We start from the raw sequence: 19,055 nt of genomic DNA on the forward strand, positions 1-19,055 counted from the left end.
ACGAAACAGCCGGCGCTTTCGCTCGACAATCCTGAAATCGCAGGGCAGTGGGCAGCCATGCTGCAGCGCCTTGTCCGTATTGATGTGATGGTCCGTATGCTGGTGCTCGCGATCCTGCTGGCCACGTTCCTGCCGGTGACGGGCCAGCGATTGGAAGCTGCTTACGCGGTTTCTAATGTAGCGGTATTTTTACTGTTTTTCCTCAATGGTATCCGCCTGTCGCGCGGTGATGTGGCACGGGGCATCCGGCATGTCCGTTTACTGGTTCCGCTCGCCCTGTGGTGTTTCGGGGCAATGGCTGCGGCGGGATACGGCTTGTCCCTGCTCGCTGCGGGGCTGGTTCCGCCCTTGATCGCTTTGGGGCTGCTGTATCTAGGCGCTTTGCCTTCAACGGTGCAATCTGCAACCGCCTACACTTCGATTGCGGGCGGCAATGTTGCAAGTTCAGTCGTATCTGCCGCTCTGCTCAACATTTTGGGTGTGTTTGTTTCCGCCCCGATTTTTGCATGGCTGAGCGGCGGCGCATATGCAGATGTGAACCTGGACAGCCTAATCAGATTGTTTTTGATTGTGCTGTTGCCGTTTGGCTTAGGGCAAATGTCCCAGTTGCGAATGTTGCCGTGGCTCCATTCGCACCCTTCGTTGATCGGTTGGATGGACCGGACTGCCATTTCCATCGCCGTCTATGTCGCGTTCTCCGGCGCTGTCGAGCAGGGCATATGGACGCGCCTGGATCTGGTGAGCTGGGCCTGGTTGCTGGCATTACTATGCCTGTTATTGGTCGTCGCCTATGGCGGCGCCTGGCTGCTGTCGGGGGTCTTGTCCCTGCAGCGCGGTGAGCGTATTTCTTTTATGTATTCTGGTGCGCATAAAAGCGTCGGAATGGGCGCACCGCTTGCTTTGGTGATGTTCCCGCCAACGGTTGCGGGGATTATTCTGGTGCCGTTGCTGGTATATCACCTGCTGCAATTGGTGGTTTCTGCACCCATCGCATCACGGTTCAACCGCGCCGCTTAATCAGCTGGTGCCGCCGCTGCGCGATTATACCGGACCGACCACCAGAGCGACAGGCCAATCAATACCGCACCGATCAAACCGGTGATTGTCTCGGGTATGTGAATGATGGCAGACAGGAGCATAATCACACCCAGGATAATAATCGCCCAGAACGCACCATGCTCCAGATATCGATACTGGGCGAGCGTTCCTTGACGGACCAGATGAATCGTCATGGAGCGGACAAACATTGCGCCCACTGACAGCCCCAAAGCTATTACGATCATATTGTTGGATAGAGCAAAAGCACCGATGACACCGTCAAAACTGAACGAGCTGTCGAGCACTTCGAGATAAAGAAATCCGCCGAGCCCGGACCGGACAACCTCACCGGCGGCCTTCTTGCGTGCCTCCCTCTGTTCGATAAGCACGCCCAAGGCATGCACCCCGATAAACGTGACCAGGCCCAGGATACTTGCCGTCAGGAATGGCGCCGCATCGCCCTGGGGAAGCTGTACCGAAATGGCATACACCAATAGCAATACAAGGCCAAGCTCGACTGCCGGAACGCTCGAAAACCGGGTAATCATGCACTCCAGTGAGGCGATCCAGTGCACATCCTTGTCGCTATCGAAAAAGAAAGTCAGTCCAACCATCGCCAGGAACGCCCCGCCAAAGCCCGCAATACCCAAATGCGCATCCGACATTATGCGTTGATATTCATCTGGCCGATCCAGCGAAAGTGTTATCGCCTCGATCGGGCCAAGATCTGCGGCAATCGAAACAATGGCAATCGGGAAGATGATCCGCATTCCGAATACGGCGATCAATATGCCCCATGTGAGGAAGCGGCGTTGCCACACCTCGTCCATTTCGCGCAGCACCGTCGCATTGACAACCGCATTATCGAAACTGAGTGAAATTTCCAGAATTGAGAGAACAAGCACAATCCACAAGATTGACAACGTGCCGGTGATGGTGCCGGTGCTTGCCCAGCCATACCATCCCGCCAACACCAAACAGACAGCGGTAAAGGCGAACGAAAATGTGTAAAACCGTAGCAGAGTGGCCATTGGAAAACCTCTTAGGTGCGTAACTGGCGCGTGACAGCGCGCGGCTACGCCTCAATTTCGGTTCGTGCAATGCCGCGTTCGCGCTTTCGCTGCGCAGCCAACCTATGGCTTGGGCTGGTATGTCTGATCCTGGCCCGGAAAAATACGCGCGCGAACCTCCTCGGCATAGGTCTGTACGGTCTTGTCGATCACCCCGGCGATATCATCGTATTTCTTCACGAAGCGCGGCACCCGTTCGAACATACCCAGCATGTCATCGGTGACAAGAACCTGCCCGTCACACTGTGCTGATGCGCCAATACCGATTGTCGGACAGGCGACCGCACGCGTCGCGGCAACCGCGATTGGCTCCACTACGCCTTCGATCACGATTGCAAACACGCCGGCATCATCAAGCGCCTTTGCATCGGAAACGATTTTCTCTGCCTCATTGTCGCTGCGGCCACGGGCCATGTATCCGCCAAGAACGTTCACCGCCTGGGGGGTGAGGCCTATGTGCCCCATCACCGGAATCCCTCGCTGGTTCAAGAATGCCGCGGTTTCCGCCATTGCTGCGCCGCCTTCCAGCTTTACCGCAGCAGCGCCGGTTTCTTTCAGCAGGAAAGCGGCACTAGTGAAGGCCTGTTCTTTGGATGCTTCATATGATCCGAACGGCATGTCCACAACAACCACCGAGTGATAGGAACCACGCACCACCGCCGCGCCATGATTGGCCATCATTTCCAATGTCACCGGGACCGTCGAAGGCAGTCCGTAAATCACTTGGCCCAGCGAGTCCCCGACGAGCAGCATATCGCAATGGGCATCCAGCAATTGCGCTTGCCGCGCGGTGTAGGCCGTCAGCATAACCAGCGGTGTTTGCGTTGTGCCGTCAACTTTACGCGAACGGATGCGCGGTACGGTGAGGCGCTTCATCGGGGCAGGGGTGGGAGTGGCGCGGCTTGTTGCCGTGTCGAGCTGGAAAGTCGTAGACATACTGCCAGCTTCTAGCCGAGCGGGGGATTTGCGCAAATACCAACTCGACTAAGAGCGCGATTCATTGCAGAAGCTCGCAGTAGAGGGCACACAGGGCTGCCGATAGAGGATTTCGGGAATGGTTGCAGCGACAGGTACAAACGGACACAAGGCGCGCGATGGTTGGTCATCGCGCTCCGCCTTTATCTTGGCTGCGGTCGGTTCGGCAGTCGGGCTGGGCAATATGTGGCGTTTCCCGGCAGAGGCTGGTGCCAATGGCGGCGGCGCATTCGTATTGTTCTATATCCTGTGCGTGACCTTGATCGGATTGCCAATTCTCCTGTCAGAGACGCTTATTGGCCGTCACGGACAGGCTTCAGCACCTGAAAGTGTCCGGCGGATTGCAAAGGAATCGGGTAAATCCACGCATTGGGATCTGCTGGCGTCTTTCGGTGTACTTGGCGCGTTCCTCGTTCTCAGTTTTTACTGCGTCGTCGGTGGCTGGGTGCTGTATTATATCGGTGTTTTTGCTCAGGACCTGATGGCCACAGGCATAGTGGGCGGAGCTTTCCAAGGGCGCCCGCCAGGCGATATCGAGGCGCTTTTGCCTGATCTTTTTGGCAATGGCCTGTTGATGGTGGGCCTGCATGTCGCATTCATTGCGATCACGTTTTATTTCGTATCGCGCGGTGTGTCTGGCGGTATCGAGTGGGTAGCGACCTGGTTGATGCCGGCATTCTTTGTGCTGTTCCTGTTGATCACCATATATGGCGCATTTACCGGAGCGTTCGCCGAAGCTTTGTCCTATCTCTTCACTTTTGACGCTTCGAAGCTGACCGGTTCGGTGATGCTTGCAGCTGTCGGCCAGGCCTTCTTTTCCCTATCGCTGGGTGTCGCAGGGATGATGACCTATGGCGCATATGTTGGCCGTGACGTAAATTTGGCGGGCACGTCTGGTATCATCGCCTTTGCTGACACCGCCGTGGCGCTGCTCGCTGGTCTGTGCATATTCCCGATCGTTTTTGCCGCCGGGCTAGAGCCGAATGGCGGGCCAGGGCTGATGTTTCAGTCTTTGCCGATTGGTTTCCAGACCATGCCGTTCGGTTCGGTGGTTGGATTGCTGTTCTTTGTAATGGTGTTCTTTGCCGCCCTGACCAGCTCTGTTTCGCTGATGGAGGCGCCGACCGCCTGGCTCAAGGAAAAGGCGAAGATTTCACGAAATGCGGCGACATTGATAGTTACCACCGGTGCCTTACTCATCGGTGTTTTTGCCGCGCTGTCATTCAACGACATGGCGCAATTCCGCCCGCTCGGCTTCATCCCTTTATTTGAAGGGCAGGGGATGTTCGATGTTCTGGATACGGTGACCAGCAAAATCTTGATGCCGATCGGTGCGATTTTGACCGCCCTGTTCGTCGGCTGGGTGGCGGAGCGGCGCTTGATCGATTCTGAAAATGGGTTGAATGGCGGGTTGGAAAAACTTTGGCTGTTTCTGGTCAGATGGGTGTGCCCGCTGGCATTGATCGCCATTCTGATTGTGGGCATTTTCCCTTCTGTCCTGGGGGGATAGCTTGCCATGCAACAGAAAGGCCGCTCTGGTGCAGAGCGGCCTTTTCAATATAAATGCAGCTTGATTAAAGCGCAGTTTTGACGTTCTTGTCATCAACATCACCGCGAACATCCATTCCCAGTGCCATTTTGGCGGTGGTGAGAAGGGACTGATCACCGTCCCAAATCTCTGCCGTGCCCAGATCCATCCGGAGCATGATCATGTTGGGGTCTTGTTTCCCCTGGGGGAACCATGCTTCGACGAAATTACTCCACTGCTTATCGAGACGCTCAGCACTTTTCTCTTCGCCTAAAACGCCCTTGAAACGGGCAAACATATTGTGCCCCTTGGCTGCAAACGTCACCGTTGCCGGGCCCATATTCGCCAATGAATTGTCGCGGGTGGTAAAGAACCAGATTGTGCTATCTGCATTCTTATCAAGCTGCGCGGTCATCGGAACCGCAGCATCTGGCTCATGATCCCGCTGCAGGAATACGAAAGGCGAATCTGCCAAAGCTTTCCAGAATTTTGTTTTCAGGGCGTCTGCGTTACCGTCTGTATATTTCATAAAAACCTCTTGTGTCTGTATGATAAACGAATAGATTTGCGGGATTAAAGTTCCGAAGCGGATTTCCAATGTCATTCGCTGCAACCAGATCGCGGTTCGGCCGTGTTGCGCATCCGCATTCAGACGATTTTCGTAATGACAGATGGGGTAATAGAACATATAAAGAACACGTGAGCTCTTTATCGACAATTGAAAAACTTGGCATTCTGGCGGATGCCGCAAAATATGACGCCTCGTGCGCGTCATCAGGAACGTCGAAAAAAAACTCTCTGGGCGGAAAAGGGATCGGCTCGACCGAGGGGATGGGGATCTGCCATGCCTATACGCCTGATGGCCGGTGTATATCGCTGCTTAAGGTGCTGTTGACCAACCATTGCATTTTCGATTGTCATTATTGCATTAACCGCAAAAGCAGCAATGTTCGCCGTGCGCGCTTCACGCCGCAGGAGGTCGCCGATCTGACCATCAATTTTTACAAGCGCAATTATATTGAGGGGCTGTTTCTGAGCTCTGGCATCATAAAAAGTTCCAATTTTACAATGGAACAGATGGTCGAATGCGCACGGATTCTGCGGGAGGAGATGGATTTTCGCGGATACATCCACCTCAAAACCATTCCTGAGGCTGATCCCGAGCTTGTTCATCAAGCGGGCCTGTTTGCGGACCGCATTTCTATCAACGTTGAATTGCCAACCGTAAAAGGGTTGTCACGGTTGGCCCCTGACAAAAGCGCAAGCCAGATTGAGGGGGCGATGGGCAATGTGAAAGCCGATATCAGCGAAGCCAAAGACGCTAAAAAGCGATTTCGCCATGCGCCGCGTTTTGCCCCAGCAGGGCAGTCTACGCAGATGATTGTTGGCGCTGATGCCGCGAATGATTCCGATATAATGGTCAAGGCGAGCAAGCTGTATACAGGGTACAAGCTACGCCGTGTCTATTATTCGGCATTCAGCCCGATACCTGATGCGAGCGCGGTTCTGCCGTTAAAACGCCCACCTCTGATTCGTGAACACCGGCTTTATCAATCTGATTGGCTCATGCGTTTTTATGGGTTTCAGGCGCAGGAAGTGATGCAGGCGACCGGCAGTGATGGAAACCTGCCGCTCGATATCGATCCCAAGCTCGCATGGGCGTTAAAATTTCGGGAGACGTTTCCGCTCGATGTTAACCGCGCACCCAAGGAATTGTTACTGCGAGTTCCCGGACTTGGCGTTACCGCAGTACATCGAATAGTGGCGGCGCGGCGCCACCGCATGCTAAGACTGGCTGATGTCGGCAAGATGACCGTGTCGATTGCCAAAGTTCGACCTTTCATCTGCGCAGCGGACTGGCGGCCAACGGCGTTAACTGACCGCGCCGATTTAAAAACATTGCTGGCTCCCAAGCAAGAGCAACTGGAGTTATTTGCGTCATGACGCCAGTTCAAGCCCTTGAAAAAGGAGGAGTTTATACCGTTTCATTGCCGAGACCGGATGATTTCGATTATTGGCGCGATGCTGCGCGTAGGCTGATCCAATGCGGCGTCGCGCCAGACCGGGTGTCGTGGCGTGAGCGGGGAGAAGCGATGGATTTGTTCGCCGTATGCAGTGACCAGAATGATGATGGTGCACTTCCCGCGCCGCCAATCAACCCTTCCGTGGTGAAAACCAGCAAGCGTTTTCTGGATTGTGCCAGAAATGCCGCGCTTCACTCTGATGAAGAGCGGTTTGCTTTGCTGTACCGGTTATTGTGGCGATTACAGAGCAATCCGCGGATCATGGAAGACAAATCGGATGATGACGTTCGGCGCATCGAAGATTTGGCTAAGAACGTCAGGCGTGACAGCCATAAAATGCATGCCTTTGTACGGTTTCGCCGAGTGGAAGGCAGCGATGGCGACGCCAGTGATCGCTACGTCGCCTGGTTTGAGCCGGATCATCATATTGTGCGCGCCAATGCAGGATTTTTCAAACGTCGCTTTGCCAATATGCAATGGTCGATCTTGACCCCAAGGGGCTGTATTCATTGGGATGGAACCAGACTTTCAGAAAGCGGGCCCGCCAGTCGTTCCGATGCACCCGCTGATGATGCGATGGAAGATTTGTGGCGACAATATTTTGCCTCAACGTTCAACCCGGCTCGGCTCAAAATCGGCGCGATGATGAGCGAGATGCCGAAAAAATACTGGAAGAATATGCCCGAAGCGGCTTTGATACCGGAATTGATCGCCGGCGCGCAATCTCGGGAATCGCGCATGGTGAATGCGGGCGCTTCAGAATTTTCGGAGCCGGTCGCGTCGCTGCACGATATCGCCTCCGGTATCGGCGCATGCAGACAGTGTGCCATCGGGTGCCTGGATACACAGGCTGTTCCAGGCGAGGGCCGTCATGACGGCGCTGCAAGTCTCTCAAAACGGGCGACTTTCATGATCGTGGGTGAGCAACCGGGCGATCAGGAAGAAAAGGCACAGCGGCCATTTATCGGGCCTGCGGGCGAGGTCCTAAGCGCGCATCTGCAGCAGGCCGGAATCAATCGTGAGGACGCGTATCTCACCAATGCGGTAAAGCATTTCAAATATACTTTGCGCGGCAAGCGGAGGATACACCAGTCACCCACGGCGAAAGAAATCGACACGTGTCGCTGGTGGCTCGACGCGGAGAGAAGAATTATCCGGCCGCAGTTTGTTTTGGCTTTGGGTGCAAGCGCGGCGCGGGGGCTGCTGGGTAAGACAGTTAGCATTACGCGGGCGCGCGGGGTTCCGCTACAGATGGACGATCAGAGCGAGTTGTGGATCACGGCGCATCCATCCTATTTGCTCAGGCTGGATGGTGATGCGCGGGCAGAGCAGGAACGGCTGTTTCAACAGGATTTAAAGACGTTTGCTAAGCGGTTGGAATCTTACAATAAAAACCTTCAAGTTTAGCGGAAGGGGATCTACGTGCGGCGACGCTATGCCGCTATGATAGATTGACGTCATGCCGCCATAAGGTTGGGGCCAAAAAGCAGCCAGGAGCAGTCGCTAACCTGCTGAATTATTGAAACATGTGTTCAACCGTCATTAAACCGCTTCAATCGAATAGCCAGCTGATCGCACGGTTCGAATGGGGTCTTTTGCGCTCTCGATAGCAATCGCCTTGCGCAATCGCCGAATGTGGACATCGACAGTGCGCAGTTCAATATCGCTGCCAGTACCCCACACGCCGTCAAGCAATTGCCCGCGTGAAAAGACCCGCCCTGGGCTTTCCATAAAGAATTTCAGCAAACGGTATTCGGTCGGGCCCAGTTGCAGATTTCGCCCTTGGCGTTCGACGCGGTGGGCCACCGCATCGAGTCGAAGATCGCCCAATTCAATCGATTCGCCCGCCAGAGCTGGCCGAATGCGCCGCATCACGGCAGCAACGCGGGCTAGCAACTCCCGAGGTGAGAACGGTTTTGTCAGATAATCATCTGCGCCCGTCTCCAGCCCGCGAATACGGTCATCCTCGGCCTCACGCGCGGTGAGCATAATAATGGGTACATGCGCCGTGTTTTTGCCGCGCCGCAATTGGCGGCAAACCTCAATACCGCTGGTTCCCTCGACCATCCAGTCAAGGATGATCAGATCGGGCGTGTCTTCGACTGCTAGAATCAGCGCCTCGTCGCCATCGGGTGTGACGCGAACATCGTAGCCCTCATTCCTGAACCGGAATTCGAGCAGTTCCGATAAGGAAGGATCGTCTTCGACCAGCAATAATTTGGCAACGGACATGCAGGGCATCCTCGAAGAACGTTATACGATATCGGTACAGTACATTCGCGCGTGCATTGTTACAGTTTCGCTACAATCATCAGCTGCTTGTTCACAGTTTATGTGTCATCGTCCGGCGGATACGTACCTGTTGCAGCAAAATGCACCATTTCTGCGACATTGGTTGCATGATCGCCAATACGCTCCAGATTACGGGCGATAAACAATATCTGAGCCGCAGTAGAAATAGTCGCAGGGTTTTCGACCATGTAGCTCACAACATTGCGAAAAATACTGTTATAAAATGCGTCTACCTTCGCATCTGTTGCGATGACTTCACGCGCCAAAACCGGATCACGCGCAGCGTAGGCTGACAGGACATCATGCACCATATCACTTGCGATTTCACCCATCGCGGGCAGTAATGTCAGAGGTGCAAACTTCTGTGCGTCATCTATATCCTTGATCCGCTTGGCGATATTCTTGGAATAGTCACCGATCCGTTCGACTACGCCAGCTATCTTGAGTGCGGCAATCACTTCGCGCAGATCGTCCGCCATCGGCGCGCGCAATGCGATAATGCGTACAGCCAGTTTATCGACTTCCGTTTCCAGAGCATCAATCTTTTTGTCGCGCTGCACAACACCGGCGGCCAAATCTTCATTGCTGGTCGTGAGGGCATCCAGCGCCTCCTGAATCGACAGTTCGGCCAGGCCGCCCATTTCCGCAATCAGCCCGCGCAATCGTGTGATGTCTTCATCAAATGATTTAACTGTATGGTCGTTCATCAGCCGTACCGCCCGGTAATATAATCCTGCGTGCGCTGCTCCACCGGATTGGTAAATATGTCCGATGTGCGGCCATATTCTACCATTTTACCCAAATGAAAGAAAGCGGTCCGCTGGGAGACGCGGGCGGCCTGCTGCATGGAATGGGTCACGATGACAATCGCATAGCTTCCGCTAAGATCTGCAATAAGTTCCTCAATCTTCGCTGTTGCGATAGGATCAAGGGCCGAGCAGGGCTCGTCCATCAAAATGACTTCAGGATCAACTGCGATGGCGCGCGCGATGCACAGGCGCTGTTGCTGGCCGCCCGATAGGGCGGTTCCGCTATCGGCCAGGCGGTCTTTTACCTCTTCCCACAAACCTGCACGGGCGAGCGAGGTTTCGACGATCTTGTCGAGTTCCTCCTTACCTTGCGCAATACCGTGTATTTTGGGGCCATAGGCGATATTGTCATAAATGGATTTCGGGAAGGGATTGGGTTTCTGAAACACCATCCCGACGCGGGCGCGCAGCTGAACCACATCCATTTTCGACCGGTAGATGTCATCGCCATCAAGCGTAATCGTACCTTCTACGCGGGCACTCGGAATGGTATCATTCATGCGGTTCATGGTCCGCAGAAATGTTGACTTTCCGCAGCCCGAGGGACCGATAAATGCCGTGACATATTTGGTCGGGATTTCGATCGACACATTATCGATCGCCATTTTGTCCCCATAATAGACGGAGACATCCGAAGCGTTCATTTTCGCATCGGCTTTGTCCAGGTTGGGATGAATGACTGTCACCACTTTTTCTCAAACTTGTTGCGCAAATAAATGGCGAGACCATTCATCAGCAGGAGGAAGAGCAATAGCACGATGATAGCGGCAGAGGTACGCTCCACAAAACCGCGGTCGATTTCATCGGACCATAGGAAGATTTGCACCGGCAAGACTGTCGCAGCAGAGGTGAACCCCTCTGGCGGAGTTGCCACAAATGCGCGCATGCCGATCATCAATAGAGGCGCGGTTTCACCCAAGGCACGTGCCATGCCAATGATGGTTCCGGTCAAAATACCCGGAAGGGCGAGCGGCAGAACGTGATGAAACACCACCTGCACGGGTGATGCGCCAACGGCCAAAGCACCGTCGCGGATCGACGGCGGAACGGCTTTGATCGCGTTGCGTCCCGATATGACGATTACCGGCATCGTCATCAGTGCCAGGGTCATACCGCCAATCAACGGCGCGGAGCGCATGTTGGGGAAGATCCATAGGAAAACGGACAAACCAAGCAGCCCAAAAATAATCGAGGGTACGGCAGCCAGATTGTTGATCGACACTTCGATAATGTCGGTCCAGCGATTTTTTGCAGCATATTCCTCAAGATACAGTGCCGCCATAACGCCAATTGGAAAGGCCATCAGCAGTGTGACCAGCATTGTAAGCATGGAACCTTTGAGCGCCCCCCAAATACCGGCGGATTGCGGATCGGTGGCGTCTGAGCGGGTCAGGAAATCGAAATCGAACCGCTTCTCGATCTTGCCCTGAGCCTCCAGCCTATCCGCCATTTTCTGCAATTCGGCCGCGCCTTCATTCTCAAATCCTTCCGCGAGATCGGGAGAGGACGGTAGCCAGAATTCTGTATTGCCACGCAAAATACCAGGATCGGCGATGATAGCATCAGCGACTTCGCGCCAGGCATTGCTGCTGAGCTCAGCAGCTACGTCTGCGCCGAGTGATTGTTCTGCATAAAACTCTACGACTGCGGGAAGACCCTGACTTTCCAGAGTTTGAACCGCCTGGGGTTGCGCCATCATTTGCGGATCAGCACTCAACCCGGCTTCGGGAAATTTGATCGGAACCGATAATTCGGTCCGCTGAAATCCGCCAATTCCATTTAAGGTCATGGTGATCAGCAGAAATGCCAGCACACAGATCGAGAACGCCACTGCGATCAGCCCGAGCAGCTTGAACCGGCGCTCCGAAGCGTAACGCTTTTTCAGACGCGCTTCAAAAACCTTGGAACGGGCCGGCTGTCCTCTGCCAAAGATGTCAGAAGAAGGCGAAGAGGGTGCAGTGTCACTCATAGGCTTCACGGAACCTCTTTACCACGCGCAAGGCGATGAAATTCAATCCAAGTGTGACCAGAAACAACACAAATCCGATCGCGAATGCGCTGAGTGTGGCCGGGTGATCAAAGCTTCCTTCGCCGGTCAACAATTTCACGATCTGGACCGTCGCTGTCGTCATCGCATCTAGCGGGTTCGCCGAAAGATTGGCAGCGGTGGATGCCGCCATTACCACAATCATCGTCTCTCCTATCGCGCGGCTGATGGCGAGCATGATACCAGCAACGATACCCGGTAAGGCTGCTGGAACCAGAACGCGTTTAATAGTCTCGGATGTGGTCGCCCCGACGGCCAGACTGCCATCGCGCATGGCTTGCGGGACGGCCGCGATTGAATCGTCAGCCATCGACGAGACGAAGGGAATGATCATCACCCCCATAACCAATCCAGCCGCAAGGGCGCTTTCGCTGGATGCACCGGCTATGCCCACCGATGCAGCCACATCGCGTACGAACGGCGCAACAGTCAGCGCCGCAAAATACCCATATACGACGGTCGGTACACCAGCCAAAATTTCGAGCGCCGGTTTGAGCCAGCTGCGCACTTTTGCGTCAGCATATTGGGTGAGGTAGATTGCGCTCATCAATCCCAGCGGAATGGCGACAATCATGGCGATAATCGCGCCTATATAGATGGTGCCCCAAAACAGCGGGATCGCGCCGTAGCGGCTTGGATCGGGATTGTCCGGATTGCTCATCGGGTCAGGCGACCAGCTTGTTCCAAACAGGAAATCGATTGGATTGACCATGCCGAAGAAACGGGCAGTTTCAAAAATCAGACTGACCACGATGCCGAGGGTGGTCAGGATCGCCACCATTGATGCCAGCAGCAATAGAGACATCACCGTTCGTTCTACCCGCGTGCGCGCCGAAAAATCTGGCTTTAGCCGCAAAAATGCCCATGTACCGATGGCAAATCCGATAATGATCGTCGTAAGCAATCCAATCAGATTATAGCGATTGAGCGCCTGCGTGAATGGCTCCACCAGGCCATTTGCCGCGTCGTTGAAAACGGCAGTGGTTGAACCGTTTGCGAGTGCCTGCGCTTCCCTGAGAATCGATTCCCGTTGGACACCGAAGGCAGGCAAATCGGCCGCTGCCGGACTGGCAAGCACCGATTGCACGACAAGATAAGGCGACGCGACTGACCATAAGGAAATAAAAGCGATAAGCGGGATTACTACCCACAATGCGACATACCATGCGTGATACGCAGGCAGCGATGCGATTGTACCGCTTGTGGATTCGCGGCGAAAAGACCACGCCCGTGCACGCGCGGCCAGCCAGCCGGCAAGCCCCAGGCCAATGGTTAATAATAACAGGATCGCTGGGGACATTGGTGTTGAAAGCCCTGTATCGCCCGTCAGGCAGATTTGTTATGAGTGCAGTCGCACCCTCGATATGCGATGCGGACTATCGTAACCATATGCAACTTATGTGACATATTCCTTGTGACATTTATATGTCATTCCTGTTACAGACGCTATGATTTGCCTTTCAGTGCGGGAAGACGCACCGACACTGTCGTCCCTTGGCCAACCCTGCTCGTGATATCAAGCCTTCCACGGTGGCGCTCCACAATATGCTTGACGATCGCAAGCCCCAGACCGGTTCCGCCAGAGGCACGGCTGCGCCCCGGATCAGTCCGGTAAAATCGCCGCGTAAGATGCGGGATATGCTCGTCTGGAATGCCGTCGCCGGTATCGATTATGTCGAGCCTGGCTTCGTCGTTGATCGTTTCAGTCAGCGAGACGATAACACGCCCCGCCGGATCGCCATATTTAAGCGCATTATCCACCAGATTGCGGACAACCTGCTCCAATTGACGGTCATCGCCCTGAACTGTGAGATCGTGCAGAATTCTCAAATCGAGCCGATCAGCGCGCCTGAAACCTGCGGCATCGTGCGCGGCTTTTTCAATCAGCGGCCTCAAGGCAATTGGCAAGTCCGGTTGTTCGTGCTTGCTAGCCTCAATCCGCGAAAGCGATATCAGGTCAGAGACCAAATGCTGCATGCGCTGCGCTTCGCTGTGGATAGTACCCAGGAACTTGCTGCGTGTCTCTTCGGGTACGCCAGCATCTTCCTGAAGCGTTTCGACATAGCCGATCACGGAGGCGAGGGGGGTGCGCAATTCGTGGCTGGCATTGGCGACAAAATCAGTATGGGCACGGCTAATATCCGCCTCTGCTGTGAGATTGATCAGCTCGACAATTGACAGCCCGTTTTGCAGGACCTGACGATTGAGCCGCCAGATATCCTTTCGTCGGACCAAGCCGGTGACAGTGGTGATCCCGCCCTTTTTCTTTTCCAGCAACTTTATCGCCTTGGGCTGGCGGAATACCATGCGGATATCCTGCCCGACAATGTGCTTGCCGAGCAGTTTACGGGCGCTGCGGTTGGCGACCGATACGCGGCCGTTTTCGGTTACAAGGACCGGGGTGCCGGAATATTCGAGCAACGGCTTCATGTTGCCGCTGCTATATGGATTATATTCGGGTTTTGCTGGCGGTGCAGGCGGGCGGGCGCGCGCGAGGAACAAAGTTCCAACCCAGATAATACATACAGCGATTGCCAGAAAAATGTCAGTGCCGACAGCCATCAGGCCAATCACCGAAAGCAGTGCCAACGCGATCCCTGCGGCCGGTATTGTGGATTCGGTATTGCCCATCTGTGGCGCAATAGCTGCGCACACAAGACGCTGCCAGAGAGAACTTTACCAGAGGATACTTTGCGAAACCCAGCGGGATGAAGCATCATAACCGGTGCAACAAACGTGGTGACCCCTACGGGAATCGAACCCGTGTTTCAGCCGTGAAAGGGCCGCGTCCTAACCGCTAGACGAAGGGGCCTTGAAAGGCATGCCGTCCGTGACAACCGGATCAGACATAGCTCTGCCATCGTTGGTGACCCCTACGGGAATCGAACCCGTGTTTCAGCCGTGAAAGGGCCGCGTCCTAACCGCTAGACGAAGGGGCCAAAACGATGGCGTGGCGGGGCAATTAGGGCCGCCGATGTTCGGCGTCAAGTCCGGGCTGATGAAACTGCTATTTTCAGTGCTATGGCTTGCACTCTGTTTCAGTCAGCCCAGGCGGCGTCTTCCAGGTGGAGCTCGGCTGCGGGGCGGGTCCCCCAATCGTCAATCTTGGCCCGGCCAGCAAGCCACATCTTGCGCCCTTTTTCGGCATGCAGAATAGCCTGTCCCATCTCGGTTTCCGCCGCACGAAAAGCGATAGCTTTCAAGGAACCACCATCATTGCCGCCAACTATCAGCCGCAAATGATCGGTGCCCACAATGTCGGCTTTAATCAGGTGAACCGGACCGACCGCGACTTTTGGGCCCGGCCAGCCAACGCCGTAAGGGCCGCCCTGTTCGAGGGCATTGACAAGTTCGGGCTGGAGCCCGCGCGGGGCGACCGAGAGGTCAAGCTTGAGCGATTGGGACGTCTGCGCGCGCGACACTGACGCACTTAACCGCTGGTCAAGCCAGTCGGCAAAGACATCCAGCCGCGCGCTTTCGGCAGTCAGTCCTGCTGCCATCGCATGTCCCCCGCCAGCCAGCAGCAACCCTTCTTCACGTGCCGCAATAATCGCCGCTCCCAAGTCAACGCCAGCGATCGAACGGCCAGACCCCTTGCCTTCACCGGTGGTTTCATCAAGCGCGATCACCAATGACGGCTTGCCAGTCTTTTCTTTGATACGTCCCGCCACTATGCCGATCACGCCGGGATGCCAGTCGGTACCGGACACAACCACCACTGCGCGGTTATGCTGCGCTGCAATCTGCGCCTCGGCGGCCTGTTGCACTTCGGCTTCGATGGCGCGGCGTTCTTCATTCAGCGAGGACAGCTGCGCCGATATCCTTGCTGCTTCGTCAGGATTTTCGGTGATGAGCAGCCGAACCCCCAGGGTCGATTCGCCGACCCGGCCACCAGCATTAATCCTGGGTCCCAAGGCAAAGCCCAGGTCGCTACAGATCGGAGCTCGCTTCAACCGGCTTGCATCAATCAAGGCCGCCATGCCGATATTGCGGCGTTGGCTCATAATTTTGAGACCTTGTGCGACAAAGGCCCGGTTAAGGCCGTGAAGCGCCGCGACATCGGCGACGGTTCCCAAAGCAACCAGGTCGAGCAACGACATCAAGTCAGGCTCTTCCCGATCGGCAAAATAGCCCTGCACGCGTAATGTGCGGGTCAATGCGATTGCCAGCAGAAACGCCACGCCAACAGCCGCCAGATGGCCAAATGATGCGGCTTCATCGCTTTCGTCGAGCCGATTGGGGTTCACCAATGCGGCTGCTTTTGGCAATTGATGCGCGCATTTGTGGTGGTCGACCACAATCACATCCACACCGGCCTCCCGCGCCATGCCGAGTGCCTCATAAGCCATAGCGCCGCAATCCACGGTCACAATCAGGCTGGAGCCAGTCTTACCCAGTTCGACCAGCGCCTTGCCGCTGGGACCGTATCCCTCCAGCAGACGATCCGGTATATAATATTCCGCGTCACATCCAATCAGTCGCAAAGTCCGGATTAATAATGCCGCGCTGGTCGCGCCATCCACATCATAGTCCCCGTAAATGGTGATTTTCTCTCCGCCGACGACGGCCTGCGCTATTCTTTCAGCTGCTGCGTCCATATCGTTGAAGATCGACGGGTCGGGCAGAAAACCGCGCAGCGTGGGGGTACGATGCCGGTCGAGATCAGTTTGCGGGACGCCCCGCGACAACAAAATCTGTGTCACAATATCGGTGCCCAGCGGGCCGATTGCACCCGCTTGGCCTAAATCCATATTGCCGCCGCGCCAATGCCACGCCTTGCCCGACAGCGAATGCGATACCCCGCAAACGGGTGGCAGAGATGTTTCGGAAACAGAAGCCATACCGCAACCGTTACCCTATGGCGGGCCGCGCTGCAAAGCCAACTGTTTGACAATCGACAATTGCTGTACAGAGTTTCTGCATGAGCGCACCGCCGAGTCTTCTGATCATATGGCATAGCCGTACCGGGGCAAGCGAGCAGATGGCGCGCGCCGCGCTGGCTGCTGCAGCGCAAGGCTCCGCCATGATGGCGGCAGAGGATGTCACGGCCGGCGACATGCTCGGCGCTGCGGCATATCTGTTTGTCTGTCCGGAAAATCTGGCCGTCATGAGTGGTCTGATGAAGGAGATGTTCGACCGGTTATATTATCCGCTGCTCGGCCAGATAGAGGGCAGAGCCTACGCGACGATGATTGCCGCCGGATCAGACGGAGAAGGGGCCACCAGGCAAATCGACCGGATCGCCAAGGGCTGGCGGCTCAAACGCGTTTTCGCGCCGATGATCGTCAATTTCCAGGCGCAGGACGCCGCGTCAATCCTTGCGCCAAAATTGGTACCCGACCACCATCTACAGCAATGCGCTGAACTCGGGCTTGCGATGGCAGAAGGCGTAAAGCTTGGCATCTACTGAAGAACTTGATCGAAAACGGAGCTAGCCATATTTGCTGGACTCGACCTTATGTAGTTTTCCTTACATAGATCGAACACCCATATTCAGGAGCAGGTCCAATCAGCAACAATGCACAAAATAATCCGGGTGCAAGGCTGCGAAGCGAATACCCGCCAGAACATGTTGTTGCCGCTATTCAACTTTTGTTTTCCCCAGAGGGGAGGCCTACTCTCACAGATTTACAGGCGGCCACCAATTCTCTTCAGCCGTTATCAGCCGTTGCGTCGGGTGAAGAGCACGCCAACGAACCGCTTCACTGGGCTGAGCTGATCTGGCATGGTTTAAGCTATGATCTCGTCGGCCTGTCTCCGGGAAAAGGTGCTTTGCCAGCAGCGGTCAGTGACGATTATGCTTATGCGGATACACCGGTCCGATTGGAAGCGGTCAATATCGTCGCGGGGTCGCATTTGGCAGGCGCCGAAAGCACTATCCCGATCGTGAAAGCACTATGGAATATGGCAGCCGGTCTGGCCAATAGGTTGCCGCATTGCAAAATGGTCCTTTGGCAGCATTCTGACATTGCCCATACGCCTTTACAGTTTGGCGAGTTGGCAGCGGCTTGGGATAAGAAAATGCTGCTGCCGGTTGGCATGCTGGTGCGGGTGTTGGACGATATTGACCGCGGCATCAAAACGCGCGGCCTGACCTTTTTCACCGGACAAGAACTGCGAATTGAGCCGGAACTGACCGATGACAGGGATTGGGCGGGCCGTCTGGCGATGCGTTTGGCTGAGGCTCTCATTATCCGCGGAAGTCTGTCCGAGGCAGAGGAATTCACCGGCCCGGATGGGAGCAAACTGCGTCTTGCGCCATCAAAGAACCGCAAATTTGTCAGGGTATGGCGCTCCTAGCGTCAACCGAGTTTTTCCATCAAGTCAGCCTTGGCCGCAAGGTATTCTGCCTCCAGCCGGTCAACCCGGTTCGCCACGCTTTCTACCGCAGTCACGGTGCCGACACCCTGGCCGGAACCCCAGATGTCTTTCCAGGCTTTCGCTTTGCTGTTGCCGCCAGACCCAAAATTCATTTTGCTTGGATCGCTGACCGGCAAATTCTCAGGATCAAGGCCAGCTTTTTCAATAGAGCCGCGCAGGTAGTTCCCGTGAACACCGGTAAACAGGTTCGTATATACGATGTCACCTGCGCTGCTATCGACGATTTCCTGCTTATAGGCCTGATCGGCGTTGGCTTCCTCTGTCGCAATCCATGCCGAGCCGATATAGCCGAAATCAGCGCCCATCGCCTGTGCTGCCAATACCGAACGCCCATGCGCAATGGAGCCTGACAGAGCCACCAATCCATCAAACCATGTGCGAATTTCCTGCATTAACGCAAAGGGTGACTGAGTACCTGCATGCCCGCCAGCACCGGCGGCAACCGGGATGAGGCCCGTCGCGCCTTTCTCAATCGCCTTGCGGGCAAACCGGTCATTGATCACGTCATGGAGCGAGATACCGCCCCATCTTGTAACAGCTTGGAACACTTCTTCGCGAGCCCCCAGAGAGGTGATGACCATCGGGACTTGCCATTTGGCACAGACGTCCATGTCTTCATCAAGCCGGTCATTACTGCGGTGGACAATCTGGTTGACGGCATAGGGCGCTGCCGGATGATCAGGATTGTCCCGGTTATGCGCCGCCAGTTCTTCGGTTATCCGGTGGAGCCATTCGTCCAGTACACCCGATGGCCGGGCATTCAACGCCGGAAACGATCCGATAATTCCCGCCTTGCATTGGGCGATAACCAATTCCGGGCCCGAGACAATAAACAAAGGTGACCCGATAATGGGCAGCCTCAGGCGGTCGAAAGGTGAGGGAAGGGCCATT

17 protein-coding genes and 2 tRNA genes are annotated in these 19,055 nt (G+C 55.4%); 6 read left to right on the forward strand and 13 right to left on the reverse strand.

What is annotated here, in order from left to right:
* Positions 1 to 57 precede the first annotated feature (57 nt).
* Positions 58 to 1,017, forward strand: coding sequence for a bile acid:sodium symporter family protein (locus WA922_RS11255; protein WP_424771804.1), 960 nt, complete (start codon positions 58 to 60; stop codon positions 1,015 to 1,017).
* Here the strand turns inward: WA922_RS11255 and WA922_RS11260 are convergent.
* Positions 1,014 to 2,069: a DUF475 domain-containing protein gene (locus tag WA922_RS11260; protein ID WP_424771805.1), complete on the reverse strand. Its 1,056-nt coding sequence runs from the start codon at positions 2,067 to 2,069 to the stop codon at positions 1,014 to 1,016. The two genes, WA922_RS11255 and WA922_RS11260, sit on opposite strands and share 4 nt — an antisense overlap.
* Positions 2,070 to 2,171: 102 nt before the next feature.
* Entirely contained in the window at positions 2,172 to 3,044 is an 873-nt protein-coding gene (gene panB / locus WA922_RS11265; protein ID WP_424771806.1) for a 3-methyl-2-oxobutanoate hydroxymethyltransferase, read from the reverse strand.
* 118 nt (positions 3,045 to 3,162) lie between these two features.
* On the opposite strand from panB, the gene WA922_RS11270 reads away from it, so the two are divergent.
* Positions 3,163 to 4,593, forward strand: coding sequence for a sodium-dependent transporter (locus WA922_RS11270; RefSeq protein ID WP_424771807.1), 1,431 nt, complete (start codon positions 3,163 to 3,165; stop codon positions 4,591 to 4,593).
* A gap of 64 nt (positions 4,594 to 4,657) precedes the next feature.
* Here the strand turns inward: WA922_RS11270 and WA922_RS11275 are convergent, their stop codons facing one another.
* On the reverse strand, positions 4,658 to 5,215 hold the full coding sequence (locus WA922_RS11275; RefSeq protein ID WP_424771808.1) for a pyridoxamine 5'-phosphate oxidase family protein: 558 nt from the start codon (positions 5,213 to 5,215) through the stop codon (positions 4,658 to 4,660).
* 95 nt (positions 5,216 to 5,310) lie between these two features.
* Here WA922_RS11275 and WA922_RS11280 point away from each other — a divergent pair, with 95 nt between their 5' ends.
* Positions 5,311 to 6,555, forward strand: coding sequence for a putative DNA modification/repair radical SAM protein (locus tag WA922_RS11280; protein ID WP_424771809.1), 1,245 nt, complete (start codon positions 5,311 to 5,313; stop codon positions 6,553 to 6,555).
* Entirely contained in the window at positions 6,552 to 8,042 is a 1,491-nt protein-coding gene (locus WA922_RS11285) for a UdgX family uracil-DNA binding protein (protein ID WP_424771810.1), read from the forward strand. The genes WA922_RS11280 and WA922_RS11285 overlap by 4 nt, the downstream gene beginning before the upstream one ends.
* Positions 8,043 to 8,177: 135 nt before the next feature.
* On the opposite strand, the gene phoB is transcribed toward WA922_RS11285, so the two are convergent.
* From phoB to recJ, 9 genes are all read right to left on the reverse strand, one after another.
* The gene (phoB, locus tag WA922_RS11290) at positions 8,178 to 8,867 is read right to left on the reverse strand and encodes a phosphate regulon transcriptional regulator PhoB (RefSeq protein ID WP_424771811.1); all 690 of its coding nucleotides are present in this window, start codon (positions 8,865 to 8,867) and stop codon (positions 8,178 to 8,180) included.
* Positions 8,868 to 8,965: 98 nt separating this feature from the next.
* Complete coding sequence (gene phoU, locus WA922_RS11295; protein ID WP_424771812.1) at positions 8,966 to 9,634, reverse strand: phosphate signaling complex protein PhoU; 669 nt, start codon at positions 9,632 to 9,634, stop codon at positions 8,966 to 8,968.
* Positions 9,634 to 10,380, reverse strand: coding sequence for a phosphate ABC transporter ATP-binding protein PstB (gene pstB, locus WA922_RS11300; RefSeq protein ID WP_424771856.1), 747 nt, complete (start codon positions 10,378 to 10,380; stop codon positions 9,634 to 9,636). Before pstB ends, phoU begins: the two co-directional genes overlap by 1 nt.
* A gap of 38 nt (positions 10,381 to 10,418) precedes the next feature.
* Positions 10,419 to 11,705 (reverse strand): phosphate ABC transporter permease PstA, encoded by a 1,287-nt coding sequence (gene pstA, locus WA922_RS11305; protein ID WP_424771813.1) that lies wholly within the window; start codon positions 11,703 to 11,705, stop codon positions 10,419 to 10,421.
* Positions 11,698 to 13,083, reverse strand: coding sequence for a phosphate ABC transporter permease subunit PstC (gene pstC / locus WA922_RS11310; protein ID WP_424771814.1), 1,386 nt, complete (start codon positions 13,081 to 13,083; stop codon positions 11,698 to 11,700). The genes pstA and pstC overlap by 8 nt, the downstream gene beginning before the upstream one ends.
* 146 nt (positions 13,084 to 13,229) lie before the next feature.
* Positions 13,230 to 14,414 carry an ATP-binding protein gene (locus WA922_RS11315; RefSeq protein ID WP_424771815.1) on the reverse strand — a complete coding sequence of 395 codons (1,185 nt, stop codon included), beginning with the start codon at positions 14,412 to 14,414 and terminating at the stop codon, positions 13,230 to 13,232.
* 106 nt (positions 14,415 to 14,520) lie between these two features.
* Positions 14,521 to 14,595, reverse strand: a tRNA-Glu gene (locus WA922_RS11320).
* A gap of 52 nt (positions 14,596 to 14,647) precedes the next feature.
* Positions 14,648 to 14,722: transfer RNA gene (locus tag WA922_RS11325), tRNA-Glu, on the reverse strand.
* 99 nt (positions 14,723 to 14,821) lie between these two features.
* A complete protein-coding gene (recJ, locus tag WA922_RS11330) occupies positions 14,822 to 16,624 on the reverse strand; it encodes a single-stranded-DNA-specific exonuclease RecJ (RefSeq protein WP_424771816.1) in 1,803 nt (600 codons plus the stop codon).
* Between the two features lie 80 nt (positions 16,625 to 16,704).
* On the opposite strand from recJ, the gene WA922_RS11335 reads away from it, so the two are divergent.
* Positions 16,705 to 17,193, forward strand: a complete 489-nt coding sequence (locus WA922_RS11335) for a flavodoxin family protein (RefSeq protein WP_424771817.1) — start codon at positions 16,705 to 16,707, stop codon at positions 17,191 to 17,193.
* 182 nt (positions 17,194 to 17,375) lie between these two features.
* Positions 17,376 to 18,083: a hypothetical protein gene (locus WA922_RS11340; protein WP_424771818.1), complete on the forward strand. Its 708-nt coding sequence runs from the start codon at positions 17,376 to 17,378 to the stop codon at positions 18,081 to 18,083.
* 2 nt (positions 18,084 to 18,085) lie between these two features.
* Here the strand turns inward: WA922_RS11340 and WA922_RS11345 are convergent, their stop codons facing one another.
* On the reverse strand, positions 18,086 to 19,054 hold the full coding sequence (locus WA922_RS11345) for an NAD(P)H-dependent flavin oxidoreductase (protein WP_424771819.1): 969 nt from the start codon (positions 19,052 to 19,054) through the stop codon (positions 18,086 to 18,088).
* Position 19,055 lies beyond the last annotated feature (1 nt).

Origin of the sequence: Pontixanthobacter sp., from assembly GCF_049682855.1 — a bacterium.
In the GTDB taxonomy this organism is placed as follows: domain Bacteria; phylum Pseudomonadota; class Alphaproteobacteria; order Sphingomonadales; family Sphingomonadaceae; genus Pontixanthobacter.

Coding starts and splice junctions, on each gene's coding strand:
- recJ (WP_424771816.1), bottom strand. CDS start 16,624: ATGGCTTCTGTTTCCGAAACATCTCTGCCACCCGTTTGCGGGGTATCG.
- pstA (WP_424771813.1), bottom strand. CDS start 11,705: ATGAGTGACACTGCACCCTCTTCGCCTTCTTCTGACATCTTTGGCAGA.
- WA922_RS11275 (WP_424771808.1), bottom strand. CDS start 5,215: ATGACATTGGAAATCCGCTTCGGAACTTTAATCCCGCAAATCTATTCG.
- panB (WP_424771806.1), bottom strand. CDS start 3,044: ATGTCTACGACTTTCCAGCTCGACACGGCAACAAGCCGCGCCACTCCC.
- pstC (WP_424771814.1), bottom strand. CDS start 13,083: ATGTCCCCAGCGATCCTGTTATTATTAACCATTGGCCTGGGGCTTGCC.
- WA922_RS11335 (WP_424771817.1), top strand. CDS start 16,705: ATGAGCGCACCGCCGAGTCTTCTGATCATATGGCATAGCCGTACCGGG.
- WA922_RS11345 (WP_424771819.1), bottom strand. CDS start 19,054: ATGGCCCTTCCCTCACCTTTCGACCGCCTGAGGCTGCCCATTATCGGG.
- pstB (WP_424771856.1), bottom strand. CDS start 10,380: ATGAACGCTTCGGATGTCTCCGTCTATTATGGGGACAAAATGGCGATC.
- phoB (WP_424771811.1), bottom strand. CDS start 8,867: ATGTCCGTTGCCAAATTATTGCTGGTCGAAGACGATCCTTCCTTATCG.
- WA922_RS11270 (WP_424771807.1), top strand. CDS start 3,163: ATGGTTGCAGCGACAGGTACAAACGGACACAAGGCGCGCGATGGTTGG.
- WA922_RS11260 (WP_424771805.1), bottom strand. CDS start 2,069: ATGGCCACTCTGCTACGGTTTTACACATTTTCGTTCGCCTTTACCGCT.
- WA922_RS11285 (WP_424771810.1), top strand. CDS start 6,552: ATGACGCCAGTTCAAGCCCTTGAAAAAGGAGGAGTTTATACCGTTTCA.
- WA922_RS11255 (WP_424771804.1), top strand. CDS start 58: ATGCTGCAGCGCCTTGTCCGTATTGATGTGATGGTCCGTATGCTGGTG.
- phoU (WP_424771812.1), bottom strand. CDS start 9,634: ATGAACGACCATACAGTTAAATCATTTGATGAAGACATCACACGATTG.
- WA922_RS11315 (WP_424771815.1), bottom strand. CDS start 14,414: ATGGGCAATACCGAATCCACAATACCGGCCGCAGGGATCGCGTTGGCA.